The following is a 22,332-nucleotide window of genomic DNA, read 5'->3' as shown; positions in this document are numbered from 1 at the left end:
ATGGCCGCATTCAAACCGCGTCGACCCCGCGGCAGTGGACCGCTGCCGCGGCCGTTTCGTCGCAACAAGCCGCCGGTGGTCACGGAGTCGCCGGTCGCCGACAGCCGGCGCGCGCAGCGTCAGCAGTTCCTCAGAAAACGCGGCATCTACCTGCTGCCGAACGCATTCACCACGGCCGCGCTGTTCTGCGGCTTCTTCGCCGTCGTGCAGGCGATGAACGTGCGCTTCGAGATCGCGGCGATCGCGATCTTCGTCGCGATGGTGCTCGATGGCATGGACGGTCGCGTCGCGCGCATGACGCATACGCAAAGCGCGTTCGGCGAGCAGTTCGACAGCCTGTCGGACATGGTGTCGTTCGGTGTTGCGCCCGCGCTCGTGATGTACGAATGGATCCTGAAGGACCTCGGCCGGTGGGGCTGGCTCGCGGCGTTCGTCTATTGTTCCGGCGCGGCGCTACGGCTCGCGCGTTTCAACACGAATATCGGCGTGGTCGACAAGCGTTTTTTCCAGGGCATGCCGAGCCCCGCAGCGGCGGCACTGATCGCCGGTTTCGTGTGGCTCGCCACCGACAACCGCGTGCCGCTGAAGCTCGTCTGGCTGCCGTGGGTCGCCTTCGTGCTGACCATCTACGCGGGCGTGACGATGGTGTCGAACGCGCCGTTCTATAGCGGCAAGGCGCTCGACGTACGGCATCGCGTGCCGTTCGGCGTGATCCTGCTGGTGGTGGTCGCCTTCGTGCTCGTGTCGTCCGATCCGCCGTTGATGCTGTTCGGTCTGTTCGTGCTGTACGGTCTGTCCGGCTACGTGTTCTGGGCGTATCAGGCGGTGCGCGGCCGGGCCAATCCGGCGCGTTCGATGTCGCACGACCGTTGAGGATTTGAACCGCGCTGCATCGCAGCGACGTACGAAAAACGGCAGCCTGCAGGCTGCCGTTTTTCGTTGGTTGGTGCCGTTACGCGGTCGCTTCGGACAGCGCCGCAGGCCGCCCCGGCGCGCATTGCGCGGTGGCTGGAATGCCGCTATAGTCGTCGGATCAGTGCGTGGGCGTGGCCGATTTTGCCGGGTCGGCGAGGCCGTTCGCTGCGCCGCGCCATCATGCTTCGTTCACGCCCTTATGCGGTTTTGCGTCCCATCCGCACCGGCCGCGATCATCGTGATCGCCCTACCTTGCCAGCGGCGGCGCTCATCGTCCCATTCCAAAACCAAGTCCCACATCTGAACGACTCCCGAGGAGGCCCGACATGTCCGACAAACTGATCATTTTCGACACCACGCTGCGTGACGGCGAGCAATCGCCCGGCGCGTCGATGACGAAGGAAGAGAAGATCCGCATCGCCCGGCAACTCGAACGGATGAAAGTCGACGTGATCGAAGCGGGCTTCGCGGCCAGCTCGAACGGCGACTTCGACGCGATCCATACGATCGCCGGCCTCGTGAAGGACAGCACGATCTGCTCGCTTGCGCGCGCGAACGACAAGGACATACAGAAGGCCGCCGACGCACTGAAGCCGGCCGATCATTTCCGCATCCACACGTTCATCGCAACGTCGCCACTGCACATGGAGAAGAAGCTGCGGATGACGCCCGAGCAGGTATTCGAGCAGGCCAGGCTTGCGGTGCGTTTCGCGCGCAAGTTCACCGACGACGTCGAATTCTCGCCGGAAGACGGCAGCCGCTCGGATTTGGACTTCCTGTGCCGTGTGCTGGAAGCGGTGATCGCCGAAGGCGCGACCACGATCAACATCGCGGACACCGTCGGCTACGGCGTGCCGGAACTCTATGGCCAACTCGTGAAGACGCTGCGCGAGCGCATTCCCAACTCGCACAAGGCGGTGTTCTCCGTGCATTGCCACAATGACCTCGGCATGGCGGTCGCGAATTCGCTCGCCGGCGTGCAGATTGGCGGCGCGCGCCAGGTCGAATGCACGATCAACGGTCTCGGCGAGCGCGCCGGCAATACGTCGCTCGAAGAAATCGTCATGGCGGTGAAGACCCGCAAGGATTACTTCGGACTCGACGTCGGCCTCGACACGACTCAGATCGTGCCGGCCTCGAAGCTCGTGTCGCAGATCACTGGCTTCGTCGTGCAGCCGAACAAGGCCGTGGTCGGCGCGAACGCTTTCGCGCACGCGTCGGGCATCCATCAGGATGGCGTGCTGAAGGCGCGCGATACTTACGAAATCATGCGCGCGGAAGACGTGGGTTGGGCCGCGAACAAGATCGTGCTCGGCAAGCTGTCGGGCCGCAATGCGTTCAAACAGCGTCTGCAGGAGCTTGGCATCGCGCTCGACAGCGAAGCCGAACTGAACACCGCGTTCGCGCGCTTCAAGGAACTCGCCGATCGCAAGGCGGAGATCTTCGACGAAGACATCATCGCCATCGTCAACGAGGAATCGGCGGAAGCGCACGAGAAGGAGCACTACAAGTTTCTGTCGATGTCGCAGCATTCCGAAACCGGCGAGCAGCCGCACGCGAAGGTCGTGTTCTCGGTAGAGGGTAAAGAGATCACCGGCGAAGCGCGCGGCAACGGACCGGTCGACGCCACCCTCAACGCGATCGAAACGGAAGTGGGCAGCGGCTCCGAACTGCTGCTGTACTCGGTCAACGCGATCACGACCGGCACGCAGGCGCAGGGCGAAGTGACCGTGCGGTTGTCGAAGAGCGGGCGCATCGTCAACGGCACGGGCACTGATCCGGATATCGTCGCGGCATCCGCGAAGGCATATTTTTCGGCGCTCAACAAGCTGTATTCGAATGCGGACAAGGTGAATCCGCAGCGCTCGGAGTAACGCGAGCATGGCGCGCCGGTAGCGCGCGATCGCTTGTGTGGATCGGAGGAGAAGCCCCGTGGTGCTCGGCACACGGGGCTTTTTTCTGCCGTCATCGCGCAGCTGCGGTGGCGCGATATGACGAAACTAGTCCGCCGTCGTGCGCCGCAGCGACCAGCCGCGCGTTGCGCGGGCCTGCTCGCGGACTTGAAATCTGACGTCGACGGTAATCCCACGGCGAGGCGCATCGGCGACGAACGCGTCCAGCAGTTCGCGCACGTCGTGGTCGACGAAATCGGCGCGTGTCGCATCGACGATGACGGTGGCGCCATCCGGAATCTGCTGCAGATAGTGCTTGAGCGGCACCTTACCGAGAAACGATACGTCCTTGCGAAACGACAGCAGGTAGTGATCGCCATGCTGCGCGAGCACGATCGGGCCGCGCAGGTTTGCGTACAGCGCGAACAGCATGCTGCATAGGATGCCGAGCACGATACCGATCAGCAGATCGGTGACGAGCACACCGACGACCGTGACGATAAATGGTGCGAACGGCGCGAATCCCTGCCGCGCGAGCCCGGCGAACAACGACGGCTTGGCGAGTTTGAACCCGGTGAAGATCAGGATCGCGGCAAGGCAGGCGAGCGGGATCAGGTTGATCACGCTCGTGAGCGCGAACACGCTGACGAGAAGCAACACGCCGTGAACGATCGCCGAGAGTCGGCTTTTTGCGCCGGCATGGACGTTCGCGGAGCTGCGCACGATCACCGCGGTGATCGGCAGGCCGCCGATCGCACCCGCGATCAGATTGCCCACGCCCTGCGCCTTCAGCTCGCGATCGGGAGGCGCGCGGCGGCGCTCCGGATCGATCTGTTCGACCGCTTCGAGGCTCAGTAGCGTTTCGAGACTTGCGAGGATGGCGATCGTGATCGCAACGCGCCATATGTCGGGATTGACGAGCTGGGCGAACCGTGGGCCGAAGTCGGCCGACGCGAGCACGGCCTGCAGTGCCGCGAACGATTCCAGCGACGGCAACGCGACCCGCCCTTCGGCGGGCGGTGCCAACGATGGCGCGACGAGATTGAGGGCGAGCGTCGCGCCGATGCCGAGCAGCACCACCGCGAGCGGCGCGGGCATGATGCGCACGACAGCGAAGCGGCGCAGCGCGCGCGTTTCCCAGCCGGCGAGGATCGCGAGCGACAGCAGTGTGATCAGCACGGCGGTCAGTGAGATTGGGCCGAGCGGCGTTGCGACCGCCGCCGCCGACTGGCCGGAGTCGGCGGTGCCGGACAGCCCCAGCGCAACGGGAAACTGCTTGAGGATCAACAGCACGCCGATGGCCGCGAGCATCCCCTTGATCACCGGCGACGGCACGTAGGCGGCGAACCGGCCGGCCTTGAGCATGCCGAAGCCGAACTGGATGACGCCCGACAGCAGTACGGCCAGCAGGAAAGCGGAAAAGCCGCCAAGCCGTGCGATGCCGTCGACGACGATCACGACGAGGCCCGCGGCCGGGCCGCTCACGCTCAGACGCGAGCCGCTCAGCGCGGCAACCACGAGCCCGCCAATGATGCCGGACACCAGTCCGGCAAACGGGTCGACGCCCGATGCGTGAGCAATGCCGAGGCAAAGCGGCAGGGCCACCAGAAAAACGGCCGTTCCGGCGAGCACGTCGCTCTGGAGCGCGGAGAAAGAGGTTTGATTATCCATGGTGTCGAAGAGCGAGAGGTGGGACGATGGGCGACGAACAGGTATGGCCCGATGACGATTCCGCTGTCGGCTCCGTCCGCGGTTCGAATGGGACGGGCGACGCGCTTCGCTAGGCCGCGCTGTGCGCCGCGGTCGTGCAGGTCATCGCGTCGTCGGCGGTATAGCCGGAGGTGAGAACCTTGATGCGCCCGTCGTCGAGCGCAAAGATCCAGCCGTGCACGAGCGGCGCCGGCTCAGCCTCGTGCACGATCGGGCTCGCCCGTAGCTGCCGCACCTGTTCGAGCACGTTCAGCTCGGCGAGGCGATTGACGCGATCCGGCTCGGTCGCTGCGCCGTCCAGCTCCGAGTGATGCGTTTTGGCGAGTGCGCAGAGCGGCGCGATACGGCGGTTCACATGGGGCAGCGCGGGGTCCGGCGGCAGCAGCGCGGCGCGCACGCCGCCGCAGCCATAGTGGCCGCAGACGATCACATGGCCGACCTTGAGCACCCGCACCGCGTATTCAAGGACGCTCGCGACGTTATCGTCGCCGGGATGAAACAGGTTGGCGATGTTGCGATGGACGAACAGATCGCCGGGCTCGCAATGCGTGATCGTTTCGGCGGGCACGCGGCTGTCCGCGCAGCCGATCCAAAGAATGTGTGGATTCTGTCCGCGCATCAGGTCGCGAAAAAATGCCGGATTACGCGTCGCGGTTTCATGGGCCCACGCGACGTTGGCGACCAGCAGGTGTTTGGGTCGGTTCATCGTAGCAACTCCGTATGAGAGGCAATTGACCTGGCACCGGACCGAAACCGCGTCTGCACGTGATTGCGAGCCGGTGCTCGAACGGCGTTTACAATAACCTTTCTTTCGCAAAATTGTGGACGTAAACAGGATAAAATTCTGTTTTATGCTTAAACAATAAAAAAGCCGCCTATCGAAGGCGGCTTTTTTGAGATTTGGTGCTTCTTCCGAAGAGGGTGCTCAGTGCTCAGAACAGGTTGCGGCGGTCGGGGTCGTGCAGCGGGTCGGGGGTCTTCTGCGTGAGGCGCAAGATGCCCTGGTCATCGAAGTAGAAGTTGTACATCATGTACCAGACGTTGTCTTCGAGATAGCGATAGGTCCAGACTTCGCGCCTCATCAGCGGGAAGTACGACGTTTCGACCGGGCGGCCGAAGTTCACCAGCACGTCGCCGCGTGTCCATTTGCCGATCTCGGCGCGGTAGAACTCGTTGGGCTGCAGCACCTGGCGCATGTTGATGATCTTGCCGGCTGCGTTGATGTCGGCGGCGGTGGTGGTTTCGCCCATCGGTTGGGTCGGCCACATCAGACGCTTGCCGCCGTCGGGCAGATCATAGGTTTCGCGCGGCGGACCGAGACGCGCGATGACCGTCGATGCGTCCGCTCCCGGTTGATACTGCTGCCACGGCTGGGCGCAGCCGGCGAGCGCGAGCACGCTCAGGCAAACGAGCGCGGCGCGGCGCAGACTGGCGCCGGCCGGGGCTGTGATAGCAGCGGCCGTGGGGTGGTGGCGGTTCGGCATGTATTCCTCCGATGGCGTTTGAATAGCGGTTCTTATCATCGAAACGCACCATTTTGACACGCGCTGTGGCGAAAGAACGGCGTTGCTTGCACGTGCGTCGCCATCAAACGGTAACGGATGCGCCGGCTTGCCTATTCCGTGCGCGTCATCCTATGATCCGCGCTTCGAAGATTCAGGCGGGACGACCATGACGGCGATGTGGCGAGGGGCGGCGGCGGTTGCGCTGACGGCGATTTCGATGGCGGTGGCGGGAGTTGGCGTGGCTGAGGCGGCGAATCCGGCCTCGACGGGCGCGAGTCAGGCGTCCGCGCAGGAGACCGTTCCGCCCACCGGCAAGCCGGGGAGCCGCGCGGCCACGCTGGCGGCAAGCCCGGCCGGTAATCACGCAAGCAAGTTCGCCAGCCTGCCGGCCGGCAAACTCACCGGCACGCCAATCCAGCTCGCGCTGATCGAAGGCATGTCCGGCCCGTTCGCGAACGCGGGCGCGGCAGTCGAGCGCAATCTGCGTTTCGGTGTCGAGCAGGTCAACGCGCACGGCGGCGTGGAACTCGCGGACGGCGCGCATCCGTTCGAACTCGTCGTGCTCGACAGCAAGGGCAGCACGGAGGAAGCGCTGACGCAATTGCGCGCGGCCGCGGATCGCCATATCGGCTACATCCTGCAGGGCAATAGCTCGGCGGTCGCCGCGGCGCTGATCGGCGCGATCGAGAAGCAGAACAGCCGCGAGCCGGACAACCGCGAACTGTTCCTCAACTACTCCGCCGACGACCCCGCGCTCACCAACGCGGACTGCAGCTTCTGGCACTTCCGCTTCGACGCGCACGCCGGCATGCGGATGGCCGCGCTCGCCGAGGTGATCGAGCGCGACAAGGCGGTGAAAAAGGTGTACCTGCTGAACCAGGATTACAGCTTCGGACACGACGTGAGCAGCCTTGCGCGTTCGACGCTCGCGGCGAAGCGTCCCGACATCGCGGTGGTCGGCGACGAATTTCACCCGATCGGCCGCGTGAAGGATTTCGCGCCGTACATCGCGAAGATCCGCGCGAGCGGCGCGGACGCCGTGATCACCGGCAACTGGGGCAACGACCTGACGCTGCTCGTGAAGGCGGCGCGCGAGCAGGGCCTCGACACGAAGTTCTACACGTTCTACGGCAACAGCCTCGGCGCGCCGGCCGCGCTTGGCGACGCAGGCGTGGGTCACGTGATCGCGGTGGCCGAGTGGCATCCGAATGTCGGTGGCGCGGCCTCCGACGCGTGGTACGCGGCGTTCCGCGCGCGCTTTCCGGCCGCCCAGGACGACTATCCGGTGCTGCGCATGCCACTGATGATCGAAACGCTCGCCGCCGCGATGAGCCGCGCCGGCAGCGCCGCTCCGACGGCGGTCGCGAAAGCGCTCGAGGGCATCCGCTTCGACAACGGTATTCACGCATCGTGGATGCGCGCCGATGACCATCAGCTGATCCAGCCCCTCTACGTGATGCAGATGGACAAAGCAGGCACACCCGGCGTGCATTTCGATAACGAAGGGTCGGGCTATGGCTTTCGCACGGTGCTGGCGATACCAGCCGAACGCACCCTATTGCCGACGGTCTGCCGGATGCGGCGCCCCTGAGCGCCCGCGAGCGACACTCAATCCGCCTTGCTGGCCCGGGGTTCGCGGCCGGAATCGGCTGTGCTACAATACGCGTCCCGTTGCTGGGCTGGGTTCTGATTCAGTTAATTCAGCCACGAACGGGACTCAGTAAATTGTGAAACGGGTATCCCACGGCACGGCCTTTCTTCCGTGACCGCCTGTCCAGTTATCAAGGAAATTGACATGTCCGCAGTTGAAGCAAGCAAGAAGTCCGAAGTCGTCGCGCAATTCGCACGCGCAGCCAACGACACCGGCTCCCCCGAAGTTCAGGTCGCGCTGCTCACGACCCGTATCAACGAACTGACCTCCCACTTCAAGGAGCACACGAAGGATCACCACAGCCGCCGCGGTCTGCTGCGCATGGTGAGCCGCCGTCGCAAGTTGCTCGACTACCTGAAGGGTAAGGACGCGGATCGTTACCGCAGCCTGATCGAGAAGCTGGGTCTGCGTAAGTAGTCGGCCAGTCGTTCAGCAAGATGCCTGTGTCAGTTTCGCTGATACAGGCATTTTGTTTTTGCGCGGCGCGCTGCGTGTAACGCGCACCGCCTGTGATCCGCGGCGTATGCCGGTTCGCGCGGCGTCTATGGGCAAGCGCAGTAGCAGTAGCAGAACAGCAGTAGAAGAAGTAACAGGAAACAAGGCCGGGCTTCAGGGCGGAGTTTTGTGTCATTCCAGCGGTTCGCGCGCAGTCGCAGCACGTGACTCTCTGGAATGGCATAGCACGACTCTTCCCATGCGGCGCCGGCCTGGCGTTGCCGCGCCGCTCCGGTCCGCGCGGCATTACGATGAGGAAAAGCAATGACTATGTTCAATAAGATCGTCAAAGAGTTTAAGTGGGGGCAGCACAACGTTCGCCTCGAAACCGGTGAAATCGCTCGCCAGGCGGGCGGCGCGGTGATCGTCGACGTCGAAGATACCGTGGTGCTCGCCACCGTGGTCGGCGCGAAGACCGCGAAGCCGGGCCAGGACTTCTTCCCCCTCACCGTCGATTACATCGAAAAGACTTACGCCGCCGGCAAGATCCCGGGTGGCTTCTTCCGTCGCGAAGGCCGTCCGTCGGAAGGCGAGACGCTGATCTCGCGCCTGATCGACCGTCCGCTGCGTCCGCTCTTCCCGGAAGGCTTCTACAACGAAGTGCAGGTCGTGATTCACGTGCTGTCGCTGAATCCGGAAATCCCCGCCGACATCCCTGCGCTGATCGGCGCCTCGGCGGCGCTCGCGGTGTCCGGTCTGCCGTTCAACGGCCCGGTCGGCGCGGCGCGCGTGGCCTACATCAACAACGAATACGTGCTGAACCCGACGCGTCCGCAGATGAAGGAATCGGCACTCGACCTCGTCGTCGCCGGCACGGAACGCGCGGTGCTGATGGTCGAATCGGAAGCGCAGCAATTGAGCGAAGAAGTGATGCTCGGCGCCGTCGTGTTCGGTCACGAGCAGATGCAGACCGCGATCGACGCGATCCACGAACTCGTCCGCGAAGGCGGCAAGCCCGAATGGGACTGGCAGCCCGCCGCAAAGAACGAAGCGCTGATCGCACGCGTGACCGAACTCGCGCAGGCCGATCTGCTCGCCGCTTACCAGATCCGCGACAAGCAGGCTCGCTCGACCAAGCTGAAGGAAGTCTACGCGGCGACCTCGGCGAAGCTCGAGGAAGAAGCGGCGGCAGCGGGCACCGTGGCGGCCGACAAGGCGTCGGTCGGCAACGTGCTGTTCGACATCGAAGCGAAGATCGTCCGTACGCAGATCCTGAACGGCGAGCCGCGTATCGACGGCCGCGACACGCGCACCGTGCGCCCGATCGAAATCCGCACCGGCGTGCTGCCGCGTACCCACGGCTCGGCGCTGTTCACGCGCGGCGAGACGCAGGCGATGGTGGTCGCGACGCTCGGCACGAAGGGCGACGAGCAAAACATCGACGCGCTCGAAGGCGAGTACCGCGAACGCTTCATGCTCCACTACAACATGCCTCCGTTCGCGACGGGCGAAACGGGCCGCGTCGGTTCGCCGAAGCGCCGTGAAATCGGTCACGGCCGTCTCGCCAAGCGCGCGCTCGTCGCGTGCCTGCCGAGCGCCGACGAGTTCGGCTACTCGATCCGCGTCGTGTCGGAAATCACCGAGTCGAACGGATCGTCGTCGATGGCTTCGGTGTGCGGCGGCTGCCTCGCGCTGATGGACGCCGGCGTGCCGATGAAGGCGCACGTCGCCGGTATCGCGATGGGCCTGATCCTCGAAGGTAATCGCTTTGCGGTGCTGACCGACATTCTCGGTGACGAAGATCACCTCGGCGACATGGACTTCAAGGTCGCGGGTACGGAACAAGGCGTGACCGCGCTGCAGATGGACATCAAGATTCAGGGCATCACGAAGGAAATCATGCAGGTCGCGCTCGCGCAGGCGAAGGAAGGCCGCATGCACATCCTCGGCAAGATGACCTCGGCCGTGGCCGGCGCGAACACCCAACTGTCGGAGTTCGCACCGCGCATGATCACGATCAAGATCAACCCGGAAAAGATTCGCGACGTGATCGGCAAGGGCGGCTCGGTGATCCGCGCGCTCACCGAAGAAACCGGCACGACGATCGACATTTCGGATGACGGCGTCGTCACGATCGCGAGCACGAACAGCGAAGGCATGGCCGAAGCGAAGCGTCGTATCGAAGCGATCACGATGGAAGTCGAAGTGGGCCAGGTGTACGAAGGCACCGTGCTCAAGCTGCTCGACTTCGGCGCGATCGTGAACATCCTGCCGGGTAAGGATGGTCTGCTGCATATCTCCGAGATCGCGAACGAGCGCATCAAGGACATCAACGACTATCTGAAGGATGGCCAGCAAGTGAAGGTCAAGGTCATCCAGACGGACGAGAAGGGTCGTGTGCGTCTGTCTGCGAAGGCATTGCTGAACGACGCGCCGCAAGGCGAGCCGACGCCGCAGTAAGGCGGTAGCGGACAAACGGCCGGCCGTGTCATGCGCGCCGGCCGTTTTTCATGCAGGATGGATTGCGTTGCGCATTCGAATCGCAGCGCGGCGCTACGGCAGACGGCAGCAACGGGTAGGTAACGCAATCCAATCTTGGAGTTGACGCAGATGAAAGCGATCGAAATCACTGAATTCGGTGCGCCGGAAGTCCTCAAGCTGGCGGAGCGTCCGACGCCGCAGCTCAAGGCTGGCGAGGTGCTGATCAAGGTGGCGGCATCCGGCATCAATCGTCCGGACGTGTTTCAGCGCAAGGGCGGCTATGCGCCGCCGCCGGGAGCGTCGGATCTGCCGGGGCTGGAGGTGGCGGGCGAGATCGTCGGCGGCACGATCGACGCGAAGAACAACCCGTTTGGTCTGAAGATCGGCGATCGCGTGTGCGCGCTGCTCGCGGGCGGCGGCTACGCGGAATTTGCGGCCGCGCCGCTGCTGCAATGCCTGCCGGTGCCGACGGGGTTGTCGGATATCGAAGCGGCTTCGCTGCCCGAGACTTTTTTCACGGTGTGGAGCAACGTCTTCAATCGCGCGCAGCTCGGCCAGGGCGAGGGCGGTGCGAATGAAACGCTGCTCGTGCAGGGTGGTTCGAGCGGCATCGGCGTGACGGCGATCCAGATTGCGCACGCGCTCGGCTTCCGTGTGTTCGCGACCGCGGGTTCGGACGAAAAGTGCCGCGCGTGCGAAGCGCTCGGCGCCGAACGCGCGATTAACTACAGGACTGAAGATTTCGTCGAAGTCATCAAGTCGCTGACCAACGATCGTGGCGTCGACGTGATCCTCGACATGGTGGCAGGCAGCTACGTGCCGCGCGAATTGTCGGCTCTCGCCGACGGTGGCCGTATCGTACTAATTGCGCTGCTCGGCGGCGCGAAGGCGGAGCTGAACCTGAACGAAGTGTTGCGTCGCCGTCTGACGGTTACCGGTTCCACACTGCGACCACGGCCGATCGAGTTCAAGGCGCAGATCGCCGCGCAACTGAAGGAGCGCGTGTGGCCGCATCTCGAAGCTGGGCGCATCAAGCCGGTCGTGCATCGCGTGTTTCCGGCCGCCCAGGCTGCCGACGCGCATGCGCTGATGGAAAGCGGCACGCACGTCGGCAAGATCGTGTTGACGTGGGGTCAGGAGGCTTGACGTCATCGGTTTGACCCGATCCACCCCACGCAGTAAAATTGCGCGTTTTGCGCGCGCCGGATCAATCCGACGGGCGGGCCGCGAGCGCAGGAACAAACTGCAGCGAGGCGCGAGCGAAGTCCGCCGGCAGCAGGCCGGACTGGCAAGACAGGACAATACGAGACGATGTCGAATCAACAACGAGCCAAACTGGTAGTCGGTAATTGGAAGATGCATGGGCGGCTCGCCGCCAACGCCGCGTTGCTGCAGGCAGTGGCACAGGGCGCCAGTGAATTGCCGGCCGACGTGCGCGTCGGTGTGTGCGTGCCGAGCCTCTATCTCGGGCAGACTCAGTCGCTGCTCGAAGGCAGCCCGGTCGTGTGGGGCGTGCAGGACGTGTCCGCGTTCACGCATGGCGCCTATACCGGCGAAGTGGCTGCGCCGATGGTGACGGACTTCGGCGCCACGTTTGCGATCGTCGGGCACTCGGAGCGCCGCGCGTATCACCGCGAAAGCGCCGAACTGGTCGCGGTGAAAGCGCAGCGTGTGCTCGAGGCGGGTTTGACGCCGATCGTGTGCGTCGGCGAAACGCTCGAAGAACGCGAAGCGGGTTGCACCGAGCAGGTCGTCGGCGGTCAGCTCGACGAGGTGCTCGCGAAGCTGTCGGCTCAGGAAGCGGCTCGCCTCGTCGTCGCGTATGAGCCGGTGTGGGCAATTGGCACCGGCAAGAGCGCATCGGCGGCACAGGCGCAGGCCGTGCATGGGTTCCTGCGCGCACGTCTCGCGGCCAAGGGTGCGGCGGACGTGCCGTTGCTATACGGCGGCAGCGTTAAGCCGGACAACGCGGAAGAACTGTTCCGTCAGCTCGATATCGACGGCGGCCTGATCGGCGGCGCGTCGTTGAAAGATCAGGATTTCCTGGCGATCTGCAAGGCGGCCGCTGCGACCAGCGTGGCTGGTTAAGCTGGGCGTCTCGGCGAGGATGACTCCATTTCGCGCAACACACAGTGTGCGGCGCGGTTAAATAAAGACTCAGGTGAGTGTGATGCTGTATTTGAAAACATTGATTATCGTCGTTCAGTTGTTGTCGGCGTTCGGGGTCATCGGACTTGTGTTGCTGCAGCACGGCAAAGGTGCCGATATGGGCGCGGCTTTCGGCAGCGGCGCGTCGGGTAGCCTGTTCGGTGCGACGGGTTCGGCGAACTTCCTGTCGCGTACCACGGCAGTGCTCGCAGCGCTGTTCTTTGCCACGACACTGGCACTCACTTACCTTGGTGCGTATCACGTGAAGCCGTCGGCAGGCGTGCTGGGCGCGGCAGCTACTGCGCCGGTCGCGGCTTCGCCGGCTGCGGGCTCGGCCCCGGTGGCGGCAGCACCGGCTTCGCCTGCGTCGGTTCCGGCGACGGGCGTGCCGAAATAAATTTTCGGCGGACGTGGTCTTGTGCGTTGAACAATCTGCTTAAGCAAGTTACAATTCAAGTCTTGAAGCGATTCGCGGGTTTTGCAAGTTGTTTTCCCGGATTGCATATAGTGCCGACGTGGTGAAATTGGTAGACACGCTATCTTGAGGGGGTAGTGGCGAAAGCTGTGCGAGTTCGAGTCTCGCCGTCGGCACCAAATGTTATCTAAATGCCAGCCGTTTGCTTCGCTTCGGCTGGCATTTTCACTTCTGGCGTATCGCTGTACGGCTTACGTCATGCGCGTTGAGGAAGTGATTTCGCGTCAGGGGTGCTATGCTCCTGACGGCACTCAGAACCAACCGATTGAGGATTGTCTTGAACCTCGCAGCCTATTTCCCCGTTTTGCTGTTCCTTATTGTGGGCACCGGTTTAGGCGTAGCACTGGTCAGTATTGGCAAGCTCCTCGGTCCCAACAAGCCCGACACCGAGAAAAACGCACCGTACGAGTGCGGCTTCGAAGCATTCGAAGATGCGCGCATGAAATTCGACGTGCGCTACTACCTCGTCGCCATTCTCTTCATCATTTTCGACCTTGAGACCGCATTCCTGTTCCCGTGGGGCGTGGCGTTGCGTGACATCGGCTGGGCTGGTTTCACGGCAATGATGATTTTCCTGCTCGAGTTCCTGCTTGGCTTTGCCTACATCTGGAAGAAGGGCGGCCTCGACTGGGAATGATGGATTAATCGCCGGTTTGCGTGGGTGGCCAGGCTTGCCGCCCCGTCTGGAGTGGAAAGCAAATGAGTATCGAAGGGGTCTTGAAGGAAGGGTTTGTCACCACTACGGCGGACAAACTGATTAACTGGACGCGCACCGGCTCGCTGTGGCCGATGTCGTTCGGTCTTGCGTGCTGCGCGGTCGAGATGATGCATGCGGGCGCTGCCCGTTATGATCTCGACCGTTTCGGCGTGGTGTTTCGTCCGAGTCCGCGTCAGTCGGACGTGATGATCGTCGCCGGCACGCTGTGCAACAAGATGGCGCCCGCTCTGCGCAAGGTCTACGACCAGATGGCAGAGCCGCGGTGGGTGATCTCGATGGGCTCATGTGCGAACGGCGGCGGCTATTACCACTACTCGTACTCGGTGGTGCGCGGCTGCGACCGGATCGTCCCGGTCGACGTGTACGTGCCGGGTTGTCCGCCCACGGCGGAAGCGCTGGTATACGGCGTGATCCAGCTGCAAGCCAAGATTCGCCGCACTAACACCATCGCCCGTCAATAAGGCCAACGCCTCCCCACAATATGGCAAGCAAACTCGAGACCCTGAAAGCGAACCTCGAGGCGGCCTTTGGCGGCCTCCTGTTGAGCGTGACCGAGTCGGTCGGTGAATTGACGATCGTCGTCAAGGCCGGCGACTACCTCAACGTGGCAAAGCGTCTGCGCGACGATCGCTCGCTCGGTTTCGAGCAGTGTGTCGACCTGTGCGGCGTCGATTATCAGACCTATGCCGAAGGCGCTTACGACGGCCCGCGTTTTGCGGCAGTGCTGCATCTGCTGTCGGTACAGAACAACTGGCGTCTGCGGCTGCGCGTGTTCGCGCCGGACGACGACATGCCGATCCTGCCGTCCGTCGTCGATATCTGGAATTCGGTCAACTGGTACGAGCGTGAAGCGTTCGACCTGTACGGCATCGTCTTCGAAGGTCACCCGGACCTGCGCCGCATTCTGACCGACTACGGTTTCATCGGTCATCCGTTCCGCAAGGATTTCCCGGTCTCCGGCTACGTCGAGATGCGTTACGACCCGGAAGAGAAGCGCGTCGTTTATCAGCCGGTGACGATCGAGCCGCGGGAAATCACGCCGCGCGTGATCCGCGAGGATCGCTATGGCGGTCTGAAACACTAAGAGAACGTCATGGCAGAGATCAAGAACTACACGCTCAACTTTGGTCCGCAGCACCCGGCAGCGCACGGTGTGTTGCGTCTCGTGCTCGAACTCGACGGCGAAGTGATCCAACGCGCCGATCCGCACATCGGTCTGCTGCATCGCGCGACTGAAAAGCTCGCCGAAAGCAAGACGTTCATTCAGTCGGTGCCGTACATGGACCGTCTCGACTACGTGTCGATGATGGCCAACGAGCACGGCTACGTGCTCGCCATTGAAAAGCTGCTCGGCATCGACGTGCCGCTGCGCGCGCAATACATTCGTGTGCTGTTCGACGAAGTCACGCGCGTGTTGAATCACCTGATGGGGATTGGCTCGCACGCGCTCGACGTCGGTGCGATGGCGGTGTTCCTGTATGCGTTCCGCGAGCGCGAAGACCTGATGGACGTGTACGAGGCGGTGTCGGGCGCGCGCATGCACGCGGCCTACTATCGCCCGGGCGGCGTCTATCGCGATCTGCCTGACGCAATGCCGCAATACAAGGCGTCGAAGATTCGCAATGCGAAGGCGTTGTCGAAGATGAACGAAAACCGTCAGGGTTCGCTGCTCGACTTCATCGACGACTTCTTTACGCGCTTCCCGAAGTGTGTCGACGAATACGAAACGCTGCTCACCGACAACCGGATCTGGAAGCAGCGTCTGGTTGGTATCGGCGTGGTCAGCCCGGAGCGCGCGCTGCAGCTCGGCATGACCGGCGCGATGCTGCGTGGCTCGGGCATCGAGTGGGATCTGCGCAAGAAGCAGCCGTATGAGGTTTATGACAAGCTCGACTTCGACATTCCGGTCGGCGTGAATGGCGACTGCTATGACCGCTATCTGGTGCGCGTCGAAGAAATGCGCCAGTCCACGCGTATCGCGAAACAGTGCATTGAGTGGCTGCGCAAAAATCCGGGCCCGGTAATGACGGACAATCACAAGGTTGCGCCGCCGTCGCGCGTCGGCATGAAGTCGAACATGGAAGATCTGATCCACCACTTCAAGCTTTTCACCGAAGGCTTCCATGTGCCCGAAGGCGAGGCGTATGCCGCAGTCGAACATCCGAAGGGCGAGTTCGGCATCTATCTGATCTCGGACGGCGCCAACAAGCCGTATCGTTTGAAGATCCGCGCCCCGGGCTATGCGCACCTGTCCGCGCTCGACGAAATGGCGCGCGGCCACATGATCGCCGACGCAGTAACGATCATCGGCACGCAGGACATCGTGTTCGGCGAAATAGATCGCTAGGACGTATTCATCGACGCGCGTCTGCGGTCGTCGCACCGCCACGCGGGTCAAGCAAAGGAACGCCGGGTCTGTCGCAGTATGACGTGAGCGACAGGTTTTCGTTCGGTAGGAATTGAAAGAGTCGTGTCTGAAAATGATCTCAGCTGAAGGCCTGAAAGAAATCGATCGTGCGGTCGCAAAGTACCCCGCGGATCAGAAACAGTCCGCCGTGATGTCGGCGTTGGCCATTGCTCAAACGGAGCATGGCTGGCTGTCGCCCGAACTCATGCAGTTCGTCGCGGATTATCTCGGCATGCCGGCAATCGCCGTGCAGGAGGTAGCGACCTTCTACACGATGTATGAGACCTCGCCGGTCGGCAAGTTCAAGATCACGCTCTGTACGAACCTGCCGTGCCAGCTCGGCCCGGACGGCGGTTCCGAAAGCGCCGCTGAATACCTGAAGCAGAAGCTCGGCATCGACTTCGGCGAAACCACGCCCGATGGCAAATTCTCCCTGAAAGAAGGCGAGTGCATGGGTTCGTGCGGCGACGCGCCGGTGATGCTGGTGAACAACCATCGCATGTGCAGCTTCATGAGCCGCGAGAAGATCGACCAGCTGCTCGAGGAACTTTCGAAATGACGTCTTTACACGATCGTCACATCAAACCGCTGATTCTCGCCGGCCTGAACGGCGACAACTGGCATCTCGAAGACTATGTGGCGCGCGGCGGTTACGCCCAGCTGCGCCGCATCCTGGAAGAAAAGATCGCGCCCGAGCAGGTGATCGCCGACGTCAAGGCGTCGGGTCTGCGCGGCCGCGGCGGCGCGGGCTTCCCGACCGGTCTGAAATGGAGCTTCATGCCGCGTCAGTTCCCGGGCCAGAAGTACCTCGTCTGTAATTCGGACGAGGGCGAGCCGGGTACGTTCAAGGACCGCGACATTCTGCGCTTCAATCCGCATTCGCTGATCGAAGGTATGGCGATCGGCGCGTACGCGATGGGCATCACGGTCGGCTACAACTATATTCACGGCGAAATCTGGGAAGTCTATAAGCGCTTCGAAGAAGCGTTGGAAGAAGCTCGTCGCGCCGGGTTCCTCGGCGACAACATCATGGGCTCTGGCTTTTCGTTTGAGCTGCATGCGCATCACGGTTACGGCGCGTACATCTGTGGCGAAGAAACCGCGCTGCTCGAATCGATCGAGGGCAAGAAGGGGCAGCCGCGCTTCAAGCCGCCGTTCCCGGCGAGCTTTGGCGTGTACGGCAAGCCGACCACGATCAACAACACCGAAACGTTCGCGGCGGTGCCGTTCCTGCTCGCCATCGGCCCGCAGAATTACCTTGAAATCGGCAAGCCGAACAACGGCGGCACGAAGATTTTCTCGGTGTCGGGCGACGTCGAGCGTCCGGGCAATTACGAAATTCCGCTCGGCACGCCGTTCGCGACGCTGATGGAACTCGCCGGCGGCATGCGTGGCGGCAAGAAGATCAAGGCTGTGATTCCTGGTGGTTCGTCGGCGCCGGTGATTCCGGGCGAGATGATGATGCAGACCGACATGGATTACGACTCGATCGCGAAGGCCGGCTCGATGCTCGGCTCGGGCGCAGTGATCGTGATGGACGAGACGCGCTGCATGGTGCGCTCGCTGCTGCGCCTGTCGTACTTCTATTACGAAGAGTCGTGCGGTCAATGCACGCCTTGCCGTGAAGGCACGGGCTGGCTGTATCGCGTCGTTCATCGTATCGAGCATGGTCTCGGCCGCCAGGAAGATCTGGATCTGCTGAACTCCGTCGCGGAAAACATCATGGGCCGCACGATCTGCGCGCTCGGCGACGCGGCCGCGATGCCGGTTCGGGGCATGCTCAAGCACTACTGGGACGAATTCGAATATCACGTCGCCCACAAGCATTGCCTCGTCGGCGGCCATGCCGGCATGGCGGCGGCGCCCGAAACCGTGGCTGCCTGAGTCGGGCCGACAGGTTTGGCTGACGGATAACTACCAGACGAACACCTCAACCGCAGGATTCATCGCCCGAAGCGGGCGATGAACACGCGAACGATTGAGCGGTAACAGGTTAAGGAAGATTGACCATCATGGTTGAACTGGAAATAGACGGCAAGAAAGTCGAGGTGCCTGAAGGCAGCATGGTGATCCAGGCTGCGCATAAGGTCGACACCTACATTCCTCACTTCTGCTATCACAAGAAGCTGTCGATTGCGGCCAACTGCCGGATGTGTCTGGTCGATGTCGAGAAGATGCCGAAGGCCGTGCCCGCGTGCGCGACCCCGGTGTCGGCCGGCATGATCGTGCGCACCAGGTCGGACAAGGCGGTGAAGGGCCAGCAAGCCGTGATGGAATTCCTGCTGATCAACCATCCGCTCGACTGCCCGATCTGCGATCAGGGTGGCGAATGCCAGTTGCAGGATCTGGCCGTTGGTTACGGCAAGTCGTCGTCACGCTATAGCGAAGAAAAGCGCGTGGTGTTCCACAAGAACGTGGGTCCGCTGATCTCGATGGAAGAGATGTCGCGCTGCATTCACTGCACGCGTTGCGTTCGCTTCGGCCAGGAAATCGCCGGGGTGATGGAACTGGGCATGCTGGGCCGCGGCGAGCATGCGGAAATCACATCGTTCGTCGGCAAGACGGTCGACTCCGAGCTGTCGGGCAACATGATCGACCTGTGCCCGGTCGGCGCGCTCACGAGCAAGCCGTTCCGCTACAGCGCCCGTACGTGGGAGCTGTCACGCCGCAAGTCGGTGAGCCCGCACGATTCCGTCGGTGCGAACCTCATCGTGCAGGTGAAGAACAATCGCGTGATGCGCGTTCTGCCGTTCGAAAACGAAGCGATCAACGAGTGCTGGATCTCGGACAAGGACCGCTTCTCGTACGAAGGCCTGAACAGCCCCGAGCGTCTGACCAAACCGATGCTCAAGCAAGGCGGCCAGTGGGTCGAAACCGACTGGCAGACCGCGCTCGAATACGTGGTCAAGGGTCTGAAGGGCATCAAGAGTGACCACGGCGCGAACGCGCTTGCCGCACTGTCGAGCGCGCACAGCACCGTCGAAGAACTGTTCCTGTTGAAGCAGATCGCGCAAGCGGTCGGCACGCCGAACGTCGACTTCCGTCTGCGTCAGTCGGATTTCTCGGCGCCCGTTACTGGCGCGCCGTGGCTCGGCGGCACGATCGCCGATCTGTCGAACGTCGATGCGGCGCTCGTGATCGGCTCGGATCTGCGCCGTGACCATCCGCTGCTCGCCGCGCGTTTGCGCCAGGTCGCACGAGGCGGTTCGGCACTTACGCTGCTCCAGGCTACCAGCGACGACGCGATGATCCCTCAGGCGCAGCGCGTGGTCGCGGCGCCGTCGGCATGGCTCGAGGTGTTGGCAGGCATCGCCGGCGCGGTGGGCGAAGCGAAGGGCGTCGCGCTGCCGGAAGCATTCGCGGGCACGCAGCCGACGGACGCGCACAAGCAGATAGCGAAATCGCTGACTACCGGCGAGCGCCGCGTCGTGCTGCTCGGTAACGAAGCGGTCCGTCATCCGGACTTCGCGGCGATCCACGCCGCGGCGCAATGGATTGCCGAGGCAACCGGTGCAACGCTCGGTTTCCTGACCGAAGCGGCCAATACGGTCGGCGCGCACCTCGTGAACGCGCTGCCGGGCGAAGGCGGTCTGAACGCGCGCGAAGTGTTCGAGCAGCCGCGCAAGGGCTATCTGCTGTTGAATCTCGAGCCGGAATTCGACACGGCCAATCCGGCGCGGGCGCTTGCGGCGCTGAAGCAGGCCGAAATGGTCGTCGTGATGTCGCCGTTCCAGACCGGCGCCGACTATGCCGACGTGCTGCTGCCGATCGCGCCATTCACCGAATCGGGCGGTACGTTCGTCAACGCTGAAGGCACGGTGCAGGCGTTCAACGGCGTCGTGCGTCCGCTCGGCGACACGCGTCCGGCCTGGAAGGTGTTGCGCGTGCTGGGCAGCCTGCTCGGTGCGTCGGGCTTCGAATACGACACGGTCGAAGAAGTGCGTGCGGCCGCGCTCGGCGACGGCGAGTTGAAGTCGCGTCTATCGAACCGCACCAGCGTCGCGGTGACGCGCGGCCAGGCCGCGAAGGCGGCGGAAGGCAAGTTCGAGCGTCTCGCGAACGTGCCGATCTATCATGCCGATGCGCTCGTGCGTCGCGCGGAGTCGCTGCATCTGACCGCGGCGGCCCGTACGGCGAATTCGGTCGGCCTGCCGGCTGCGCTGTTCGACAAACTGGGTTTGAAAGAGGGCGACGCGGTGCGCGTTCGTCAGGGCGAGCAAGCGGTGCAGTTGCCGGCCGTGCGCGATGCGAATCTTGCGGAGACAGTCGTCCGCGTATCGGCGGCTACGCCTGCCGGTGCAGCGCTGGGCAGCCTGTTCGGTGAACTGGTGGTGGAGAAGGCGTAAATGAGCTTGTTCGATACGATCAACTCGGGCGGCGCCCAACTTCTCGGTGTGGCATGGCCCACGGTGTGGGCGCTCGTGCGCATCCTGGTGGTGGCCGTCGCGATCCTGCTGTGCGTCGCTTACCTGATCCTGTGGGAGCGCAAGCTGATCGGCTGGATGCATGTGCGTCTCGGTCCGAACCGCGTCGGTCCCGCCGGGCTCTTGCAGCCGATCGCCGACGTGCTGAAACTGCTGCTGAAGGAAGTGATCCAGCCCGCTCAGGCAAGCCGCTGGATCTACATGATCGCGCCGATCATGGTGGTGGTGCCGGCCTTCGCGGTCTGGGCGGTGATTCCTTTCCAGGCGGGCGCGGTGCTCGGTGACATCAACGCGGGTCTGCTATACGCGATGGCGATCTCGTCGATCGGCGTGTATGGCGTGATTCTGGCCGGCTGGGCGTCGAACTCGAAGTACGCGTTCCTCGGCGCGATGCGCGCCGCCGCGCAGATGGTCTCGTACGAAATCTCGATGGGCTTCGCGCTGGTGGTCGTGCTGATGACGGCCGGCACGCTGAACCTGTCGGGCATCGTCGGCTCGCAGGAGCAGGGCTTCTTCGCCTCGCACGGCCTGAACTTCCTGTCCTGGAACTGGCTGCCGCTGCTGCCGATGTTCGTCGTGTACTTCATCTCGGGCATCGCCGAAACGAACCGCCACCCGTTCGACGTGGTGGAGGGCGAATCGGAAATCGTCGCGGGCCACATGATCGATTACTCGGGTATGGCGTTCGCGCTGTTCTTCCTCGCCGAGTACATCAACATGATCGTGATCTCGGCATTGGCTGCAACACTGTTCCTCGGCGGCTGGAGCGCCCCGTTCGGGTTCCTGTCGTTCATCCCGGGCATCGTCTGGCTCGTCGCCAAGGTTTTCTTCCTGTTGTCGGTGTTCATCTGGGCGCGTGCCACGTTCCCGCGCTACCGCTATGACCAGATCATGCGTCTCGGCTGGAAGATTTTCATTCCGGTCTGCGTGGTGTGGCTCGTGGTGGTCGGCTTCTGGATCATGTCGCCGTTGAACATCTGGAAATAAAGGGCGGACGAACCTATGACCGCAATCCAAAACTTCTTCAAGACTTTCTTCCTCACGGAACTGCTGAAAGGCCTCGCGCTGACCGGACGCTACGCGTTCCAGCGCAAGATCACCGTGCAGTTCCCGGAAGAGAAGACCCCGATCTCGCCGCGTTTCCGCGGTCTGCATGCGCTGCGCCGCTATGAAAACGGCGAAGAGCGCTGCATCGCGTGCAAGCTGTGCGAAGCAGTGTGCCCGGCGCTCGCGATCACAATCGAATCGGAAACGCGCGCGGACAACACGCGCCGCACGACGCGCTACGACATCGACCTGACCAAGTGCATCTTCTGCGGTTTCTGCGAAGAAAGCTGCCCGGTCGATTCGATCGTCGAGACGCACATTCTCGAGTATCACGGCGAGAAGCGCGGCGACCTTTACTTCACGAAGGAAATGCTGCTGGCCGTTGGCGATCGTTACGAAGCAGAAATCGCCGCCAACAAGGCAGCCGACGCACCGTATCGTTGAAGCGTTTTCCCGCTTGCAGCAAATGCGGCAGTAAAAGCAGTAACACGGCCTGCTGTCGGGCCGACCGCCGCGGCCTGAAC

The 22,332-nt window shown here is 63.0% G+C and carries 20 protein-coding genes and 1 tRNA gene; 18 read left to right on the top strand and 3 right to left on the bottom strand.

The window, feature by feature from the left end; translation table 11 throughout:
* Window positions 1-873 (top strand): CDP-diacylglycerol--serine O-phosphatidyltransferase, encoded by an 873-nt coding sequence (pssA, locus tag OKW38_RS13445; protein WP_429361839.1) that lies wholly within the window; start codon window positions 1-3, stop codon window positions 871-873.
* A 368-nt stretch (window positions 874-1,241) separates the two neighbouring features.
* The gene (locus OKW38_RS13440; protein ID WP_018420003.1) at window positions 1,242-2,789 is read left to right on the top strand and encodes a 2-isopropylmalate synthase; all 1,548 of its coding nucleotides are present in this window, start codon (window positions 1,242-1,244) and stop codon (window positions 2,787-2,789) included.
* 126 nt (window positions 2,790-2,915) lie between these two features.
* Here the strand turns inward: OKW38_RS13440 and OKW38_RS13435 are convergent, their stop codons facing one another.
* The 3 genes from OKW38_RS13435 to OKW38_RS13425 form a co-directional block, all read right to left on the bottom strand.
* Window positions 2,916-4,478, bottom strand: a complete 1,563-nt coding sequence (locus tag OKW38_RS13435) for a SulP family inorganic anion transporter (protein ID WP_090803753.1) — start codon at window positions 4,476-4,478, stop codon at window positions 2,916-2,918.
* 109 nt (window positions 4,479-4,587) lie between these two features.
* Window positions 4,588-5,223: a carbonic anhydrase gene (locus OKW38_RS13430; RefSeq protein WP_018420005.1), complete on the bottom strand. Its 636-nt coding sequence runs from the start codon at window positions 5,221-5,223 to the stop codon at window positions 4,588-4,590.
* A gap of 226 nt (window positions 5,224-5,449) precedes the next feature.
* On the bottom strand, window positions 5,450-6,001 hold the full coding sequence (locus OKW38_RS13425; protein ID WP_090803756.1) for a hypothetical protein: 552 nt from the start codon (window positions 5,999-6,001) through the stop codon (window positions 5,450-5,452).
* 187 nt (window positions 6,002-6,188) lie between these two features.
* Here OKW38_RS13425 and OKW38_RS13420 point away from each other — a divergent pair, with 187 nt between their 5' ends.
* From OKW38_RS13420 to nuoI, 16 genes are all read left to right on the top strand, one after another.
* Window positions 6,189-7,613: a branched-chain amino acid ABC transporter substrate-binding protein gene (locus tag OKW38_RS13420; protein ID WP_429361838.1), complete on the top strand. Its 1,425-nt coding sequence runs from the start codon at window positions 6,189-6,191 to the stop codon at window positions 7,611-7,613.
* Between the two features lie 204 nt (window positions 7,614-7,817).
* Window positions 7,818-8,090, top strand: a complete 273-nt coding sequence (gene rpsO / locus OKW38_RS13415) for a 30S ribosomal protein S15 (protein WP_008920609.1) — start codon at window positions 7,818-7,820, stop codon at window positions 8,088-8,090.
* A gap of 342 nt (window positions 8,091-8,432) precedes the next feature.
* Entirely contained in the window at window positions 8,433-10,568 is a 2,136-nt protein-coding gene (gene pnp, locus OKW38_RS13410) for a polyribonucleotide nucleotidyltransferase (protein ID WP_176078899.1), read from the top strand.
* Window positions 10,569-10,718: 150 nt separating this feature from the next.
* Window positions 10,719-11,735, top strand: coding sequence for an NAD(P)H-quinone oxidoreductase (locus tag OKW38_RS13405; RefSeq protein ID WP_184028504.1), 1,017 nt, complete (start codon window positions 10,719-10,721; stop codon window positions 11,733-11,735).
* Window positions 11,736-11,900: 165 nt separating this feature from the next.
* Window positions 11,901-12,677: a triose-phosphate isomerase gene (tpiA, locus tag OKW38_RS13400; RefSeq protein ID WP_090803761.1), complete on the top strand. Its 777-nt coding sequence runs from the start codon at window positions 11,901-11,903 to the stop codon at window positions 12,675-12,677.
* An 82-nt stretch (window positions 12,678-12,759) separates the two neighbouring features.
* Complete coding sequence (gene secG / locus OKW38_RS13395; protein ID WP_090803763.1) at window positions 12,760-13,134, top strand: preprotein translocase subunit SecG; 375 nt, start codon at window positions 12,760-12,762, stop codon at window positions 13,132-13,134.
* 112 nt (window positions 13,135-13,246) lie between these two features.
* A tRNA-Leu gene (locus OKW38_RS13390) sits at window positions 13,247-13,331 on the top strand.
* A gap of 158 nt (window positions 13,332-13,489) precedes the next feature.
* Window positions 13,490-13,849 (top strand): NADH-quinone oxidoreductase subunit A, encoded by a 360-nt coding sequence (locus OKW38_RS13385; RefSeq protein WP_018420012.1) that lies wholly within the window; start codon window positions 13,490-13,492, stop codon window positions 13,847-13,849.
* A gap of 62 nt (window positions 13,850-13,911) precedes the next feature.
* A complete protein-coding gene (locus OKW38_RS13380) occupies window positions 13,912-14,391 on the top strand; it encodes a NuoB/complex I 20 kDa subunit family protein (RefSeq protein WP_187627007.1) in 480 nt (159 codons plus the stop codon).
* A gap of 20 nt (window positions 14,392-14,411) precedes the next feature.
* On the top strand, window positions 14,412-15,014 hold the full coding sequence (locus OKW38_RS13375) for an NADH-quinone oxidoreductase subunit C (RefSeq protein WP_090803764.1): 603 nt from the start codon (window positions 14,412-14,414) through the stop codon (window positions 15,012-15,014).
* 9 nt (window positions 15,015-15,023) lie between these two features.
* A complete protein-coding gene (locus OKW38_RS13370; protein ID WP_187627005.1) occupies window positions 15,024-16,277 on the top strand; it encodes an NADH-quinone oxidoreductase subunit D in 1,254 nt (417 codons plus the stop codon).
* 133 nt (window positions 16,278-16,410) lie between these two features.
* A complete protein-coding gene (nuoE, locus tag OKW38_RS13365; protein ID WP_090803767.1) occupies window positions 16,411-16,896 on the top strand; it encodes an NADH-quinone oxidoreductase subunit NuoE in 486 nt (161 codons plus the stop codon).
* Entirely contained in the window at window positions 16,893-18,221 is a 1,329-nt protein-coding gene (gene nuoF / locus OKW38_RS13360; protein WP_090803768.1) for an NADH-quinone oxidoreductase subunit NuoF, read from the top strand. Before nuoE ends, nuoF begins: the two co-directional genes overlap by 4 nt.
* 128 nt (window positions 18,222-18,349) lie before the next feature.
* Window positions 18,350-20,683: an NADH-quinone oxidoreductase subunit NuoG gene (gene nuoG, locus OKW38_RS13355; RefSeq protein ID WP_429361837.1), complete on the top strand. Its 2,334-nt coding sequence runs from the start codon at window positions 18,350-18,352 to the stop codon at window positions 20,681-20,683.
* Window positions 20,684-21,748 (top strand): NADH-quinone oxidoreductase subunit NuoH, encoded by a 1,065-nt coding sequence (nuoH, locus tag OKW38_RS13350; protein WP_187610967.1) that lies wholly within the window; start codon window positions 20,684-20,686, stop codon window positions 21,746-21,748.
* A 15-nt stretch (window positions 21,749-21,763) separates the two neighbouring features.
* Window positions 21,764-22,252 carry an NADH-quinone oxidoreductase subunit NuoI gene (gene nuoI / locus OKW38_RS13345; RefSeq protein ID WP_090803773.1) on the top strand — a complete coding sequence of 163 codons (489 nt, stop codon included), beginning with the start codon at window positions 21,764-21,766 and terminating at the stop codon, window positions 22,250-22,252.
* Window positions 22,253-22,332 lie beyond the last annotated feature (80 nt).

It is taken from the genome of Paraburkholderia sp. MM5496-R1 (genome assembly GCF_050436205.1).
Taxonomy (GTDB): Bacteria; Pseudomonadota; Gammaproteobacteria; order Burkholderiales; family Burkholderiaceae; genus Paraburkholderia; species Paraburkholderia tuberum.
This window is presented reverse-complemented; position numbering and strand designations above follow the sequence as displayed.

Coding starts and splice junctions, on each gene's coding strand:
- pnp (WP_176078899.1), top strand. CDS start 8,433: ATGACTATGTTCAATAAGATCGTCAAAGAGTTTAAGTGGGGGCAGCAC.
- OKW38_RS13380 (WP_187627007.1), top strand. CDS start 13,912: ATGAGTATCGAAGGGGTCTTGAAGGAAGGGTTTGTCACCACTACGGCG.
- OKW38_RS13425 (WP_090803756.1), bottom strand. CDS start 6,001: ATGCCGAACCGCCACCACCCCACGGCCGCTGCTATCACAGCCCCGGCC.
- secG (WP_090803763.1), top strand. CDS start 12,760: ATGCTGTATTTGAAAACATTGATTATCGTCGTTCAGTTGTTGTCGGCG.
- nuoG (WP_429361837.1), top strand. CDS start 18,350: ATGGTTGAACTGGAAATAGACGGCAAGAAAGTCGAGGTGCCTGAAGGC.
- pssA (WP_429361839.1), top strand. CDS start 1: ATGGCCGCATTCAAACCGCGTCGACCCCGCGGCAGTGGACCGCTGCCG.
- nuoI (WP_090803773.1), top strand. CDS start 21,764: ATGACCGCAATCCAAAACTTCTTCAAGACTTTCTTCCTCACGGAACTG.
- nuoF (WP_090803768.1), top strand. CDS start 16,893: ATGACGTCTTTACACGATCGTCACATCAAACCGCTGATTCTCGCCGGC.
- tpiA (WP_090803761.1), top strand. CDS start 11,901: ATGTCGAATCAACAACGAGCCAAACTGGTAGTCGGTAATTGGAAGATG.
- OKW38_RS13405 (WP_184028504.1), top strand. CDS start 10,719: ATGAAAGCGATCGAAATCACTGAATTCGGTGCGCCGGAAGTCCTCAAG.
- OKW38_RS13430 (WP_018420005.1), bottom strand. CDS start 5,223: ATGAACCGACCCAAACACCTGCTGGTCGCCAACGTCGCGTGGGCCCAT.
- nuoH (WP_187610967.1), top strand. CDS start 20,684: ATGAGCTTGTTCGATACGATCAACTCGGGCGGCGCCCAACTTCTCGGT.
- OKW38_RS13375 (WP_090803764.1), top strand. CDS start 14,412: ATGGCAAGCAAACTCGAGACCCTGAAAGCGAACCTCGAGGCGGCCTTT.
- OKW38_RS13420 (WP_429361838.1), top strand. CDS start 6,189: ATGACGGCGATGTGGCGAGGGGCGGCGGCGGTTGCGCTGACGGCGATT.
- OKW38_RS13435 (WP_090803753.1), bottom strand. CDS start 4,478: ATGGATAATCAAACCTCTTTCTCCGCGCTCCAGAGCGACGTGCTCGCC.
- OKW38_RS13440 (WP_018420003.1), top strand. CDS start 1,242: ATGTCCGACAAACTGATCATTTTCGACACCACGCTGCGTGACGGCGAG.
- rpsO (WP_008920609.1), top strand. CDS start 7,818: ATGTCCGCAGTTGAAGCAAGCAAGAAGTCCGAAGTCGTCGCGCAATTC.
- OKW38_RS13370 (WP_187627005.1), top strand. CDS start 15,024: ATGGCAGAGATCAAGAACTACACGCTCAACTTTGGTCCGCAGCACCCG.
- nuoE (WP_090803767.1), top strand. CDS start 16,411: ATGATCTCAGCTGAAGGCCTGAAAGAAATCGATCGTGCGGTCGCAAAG.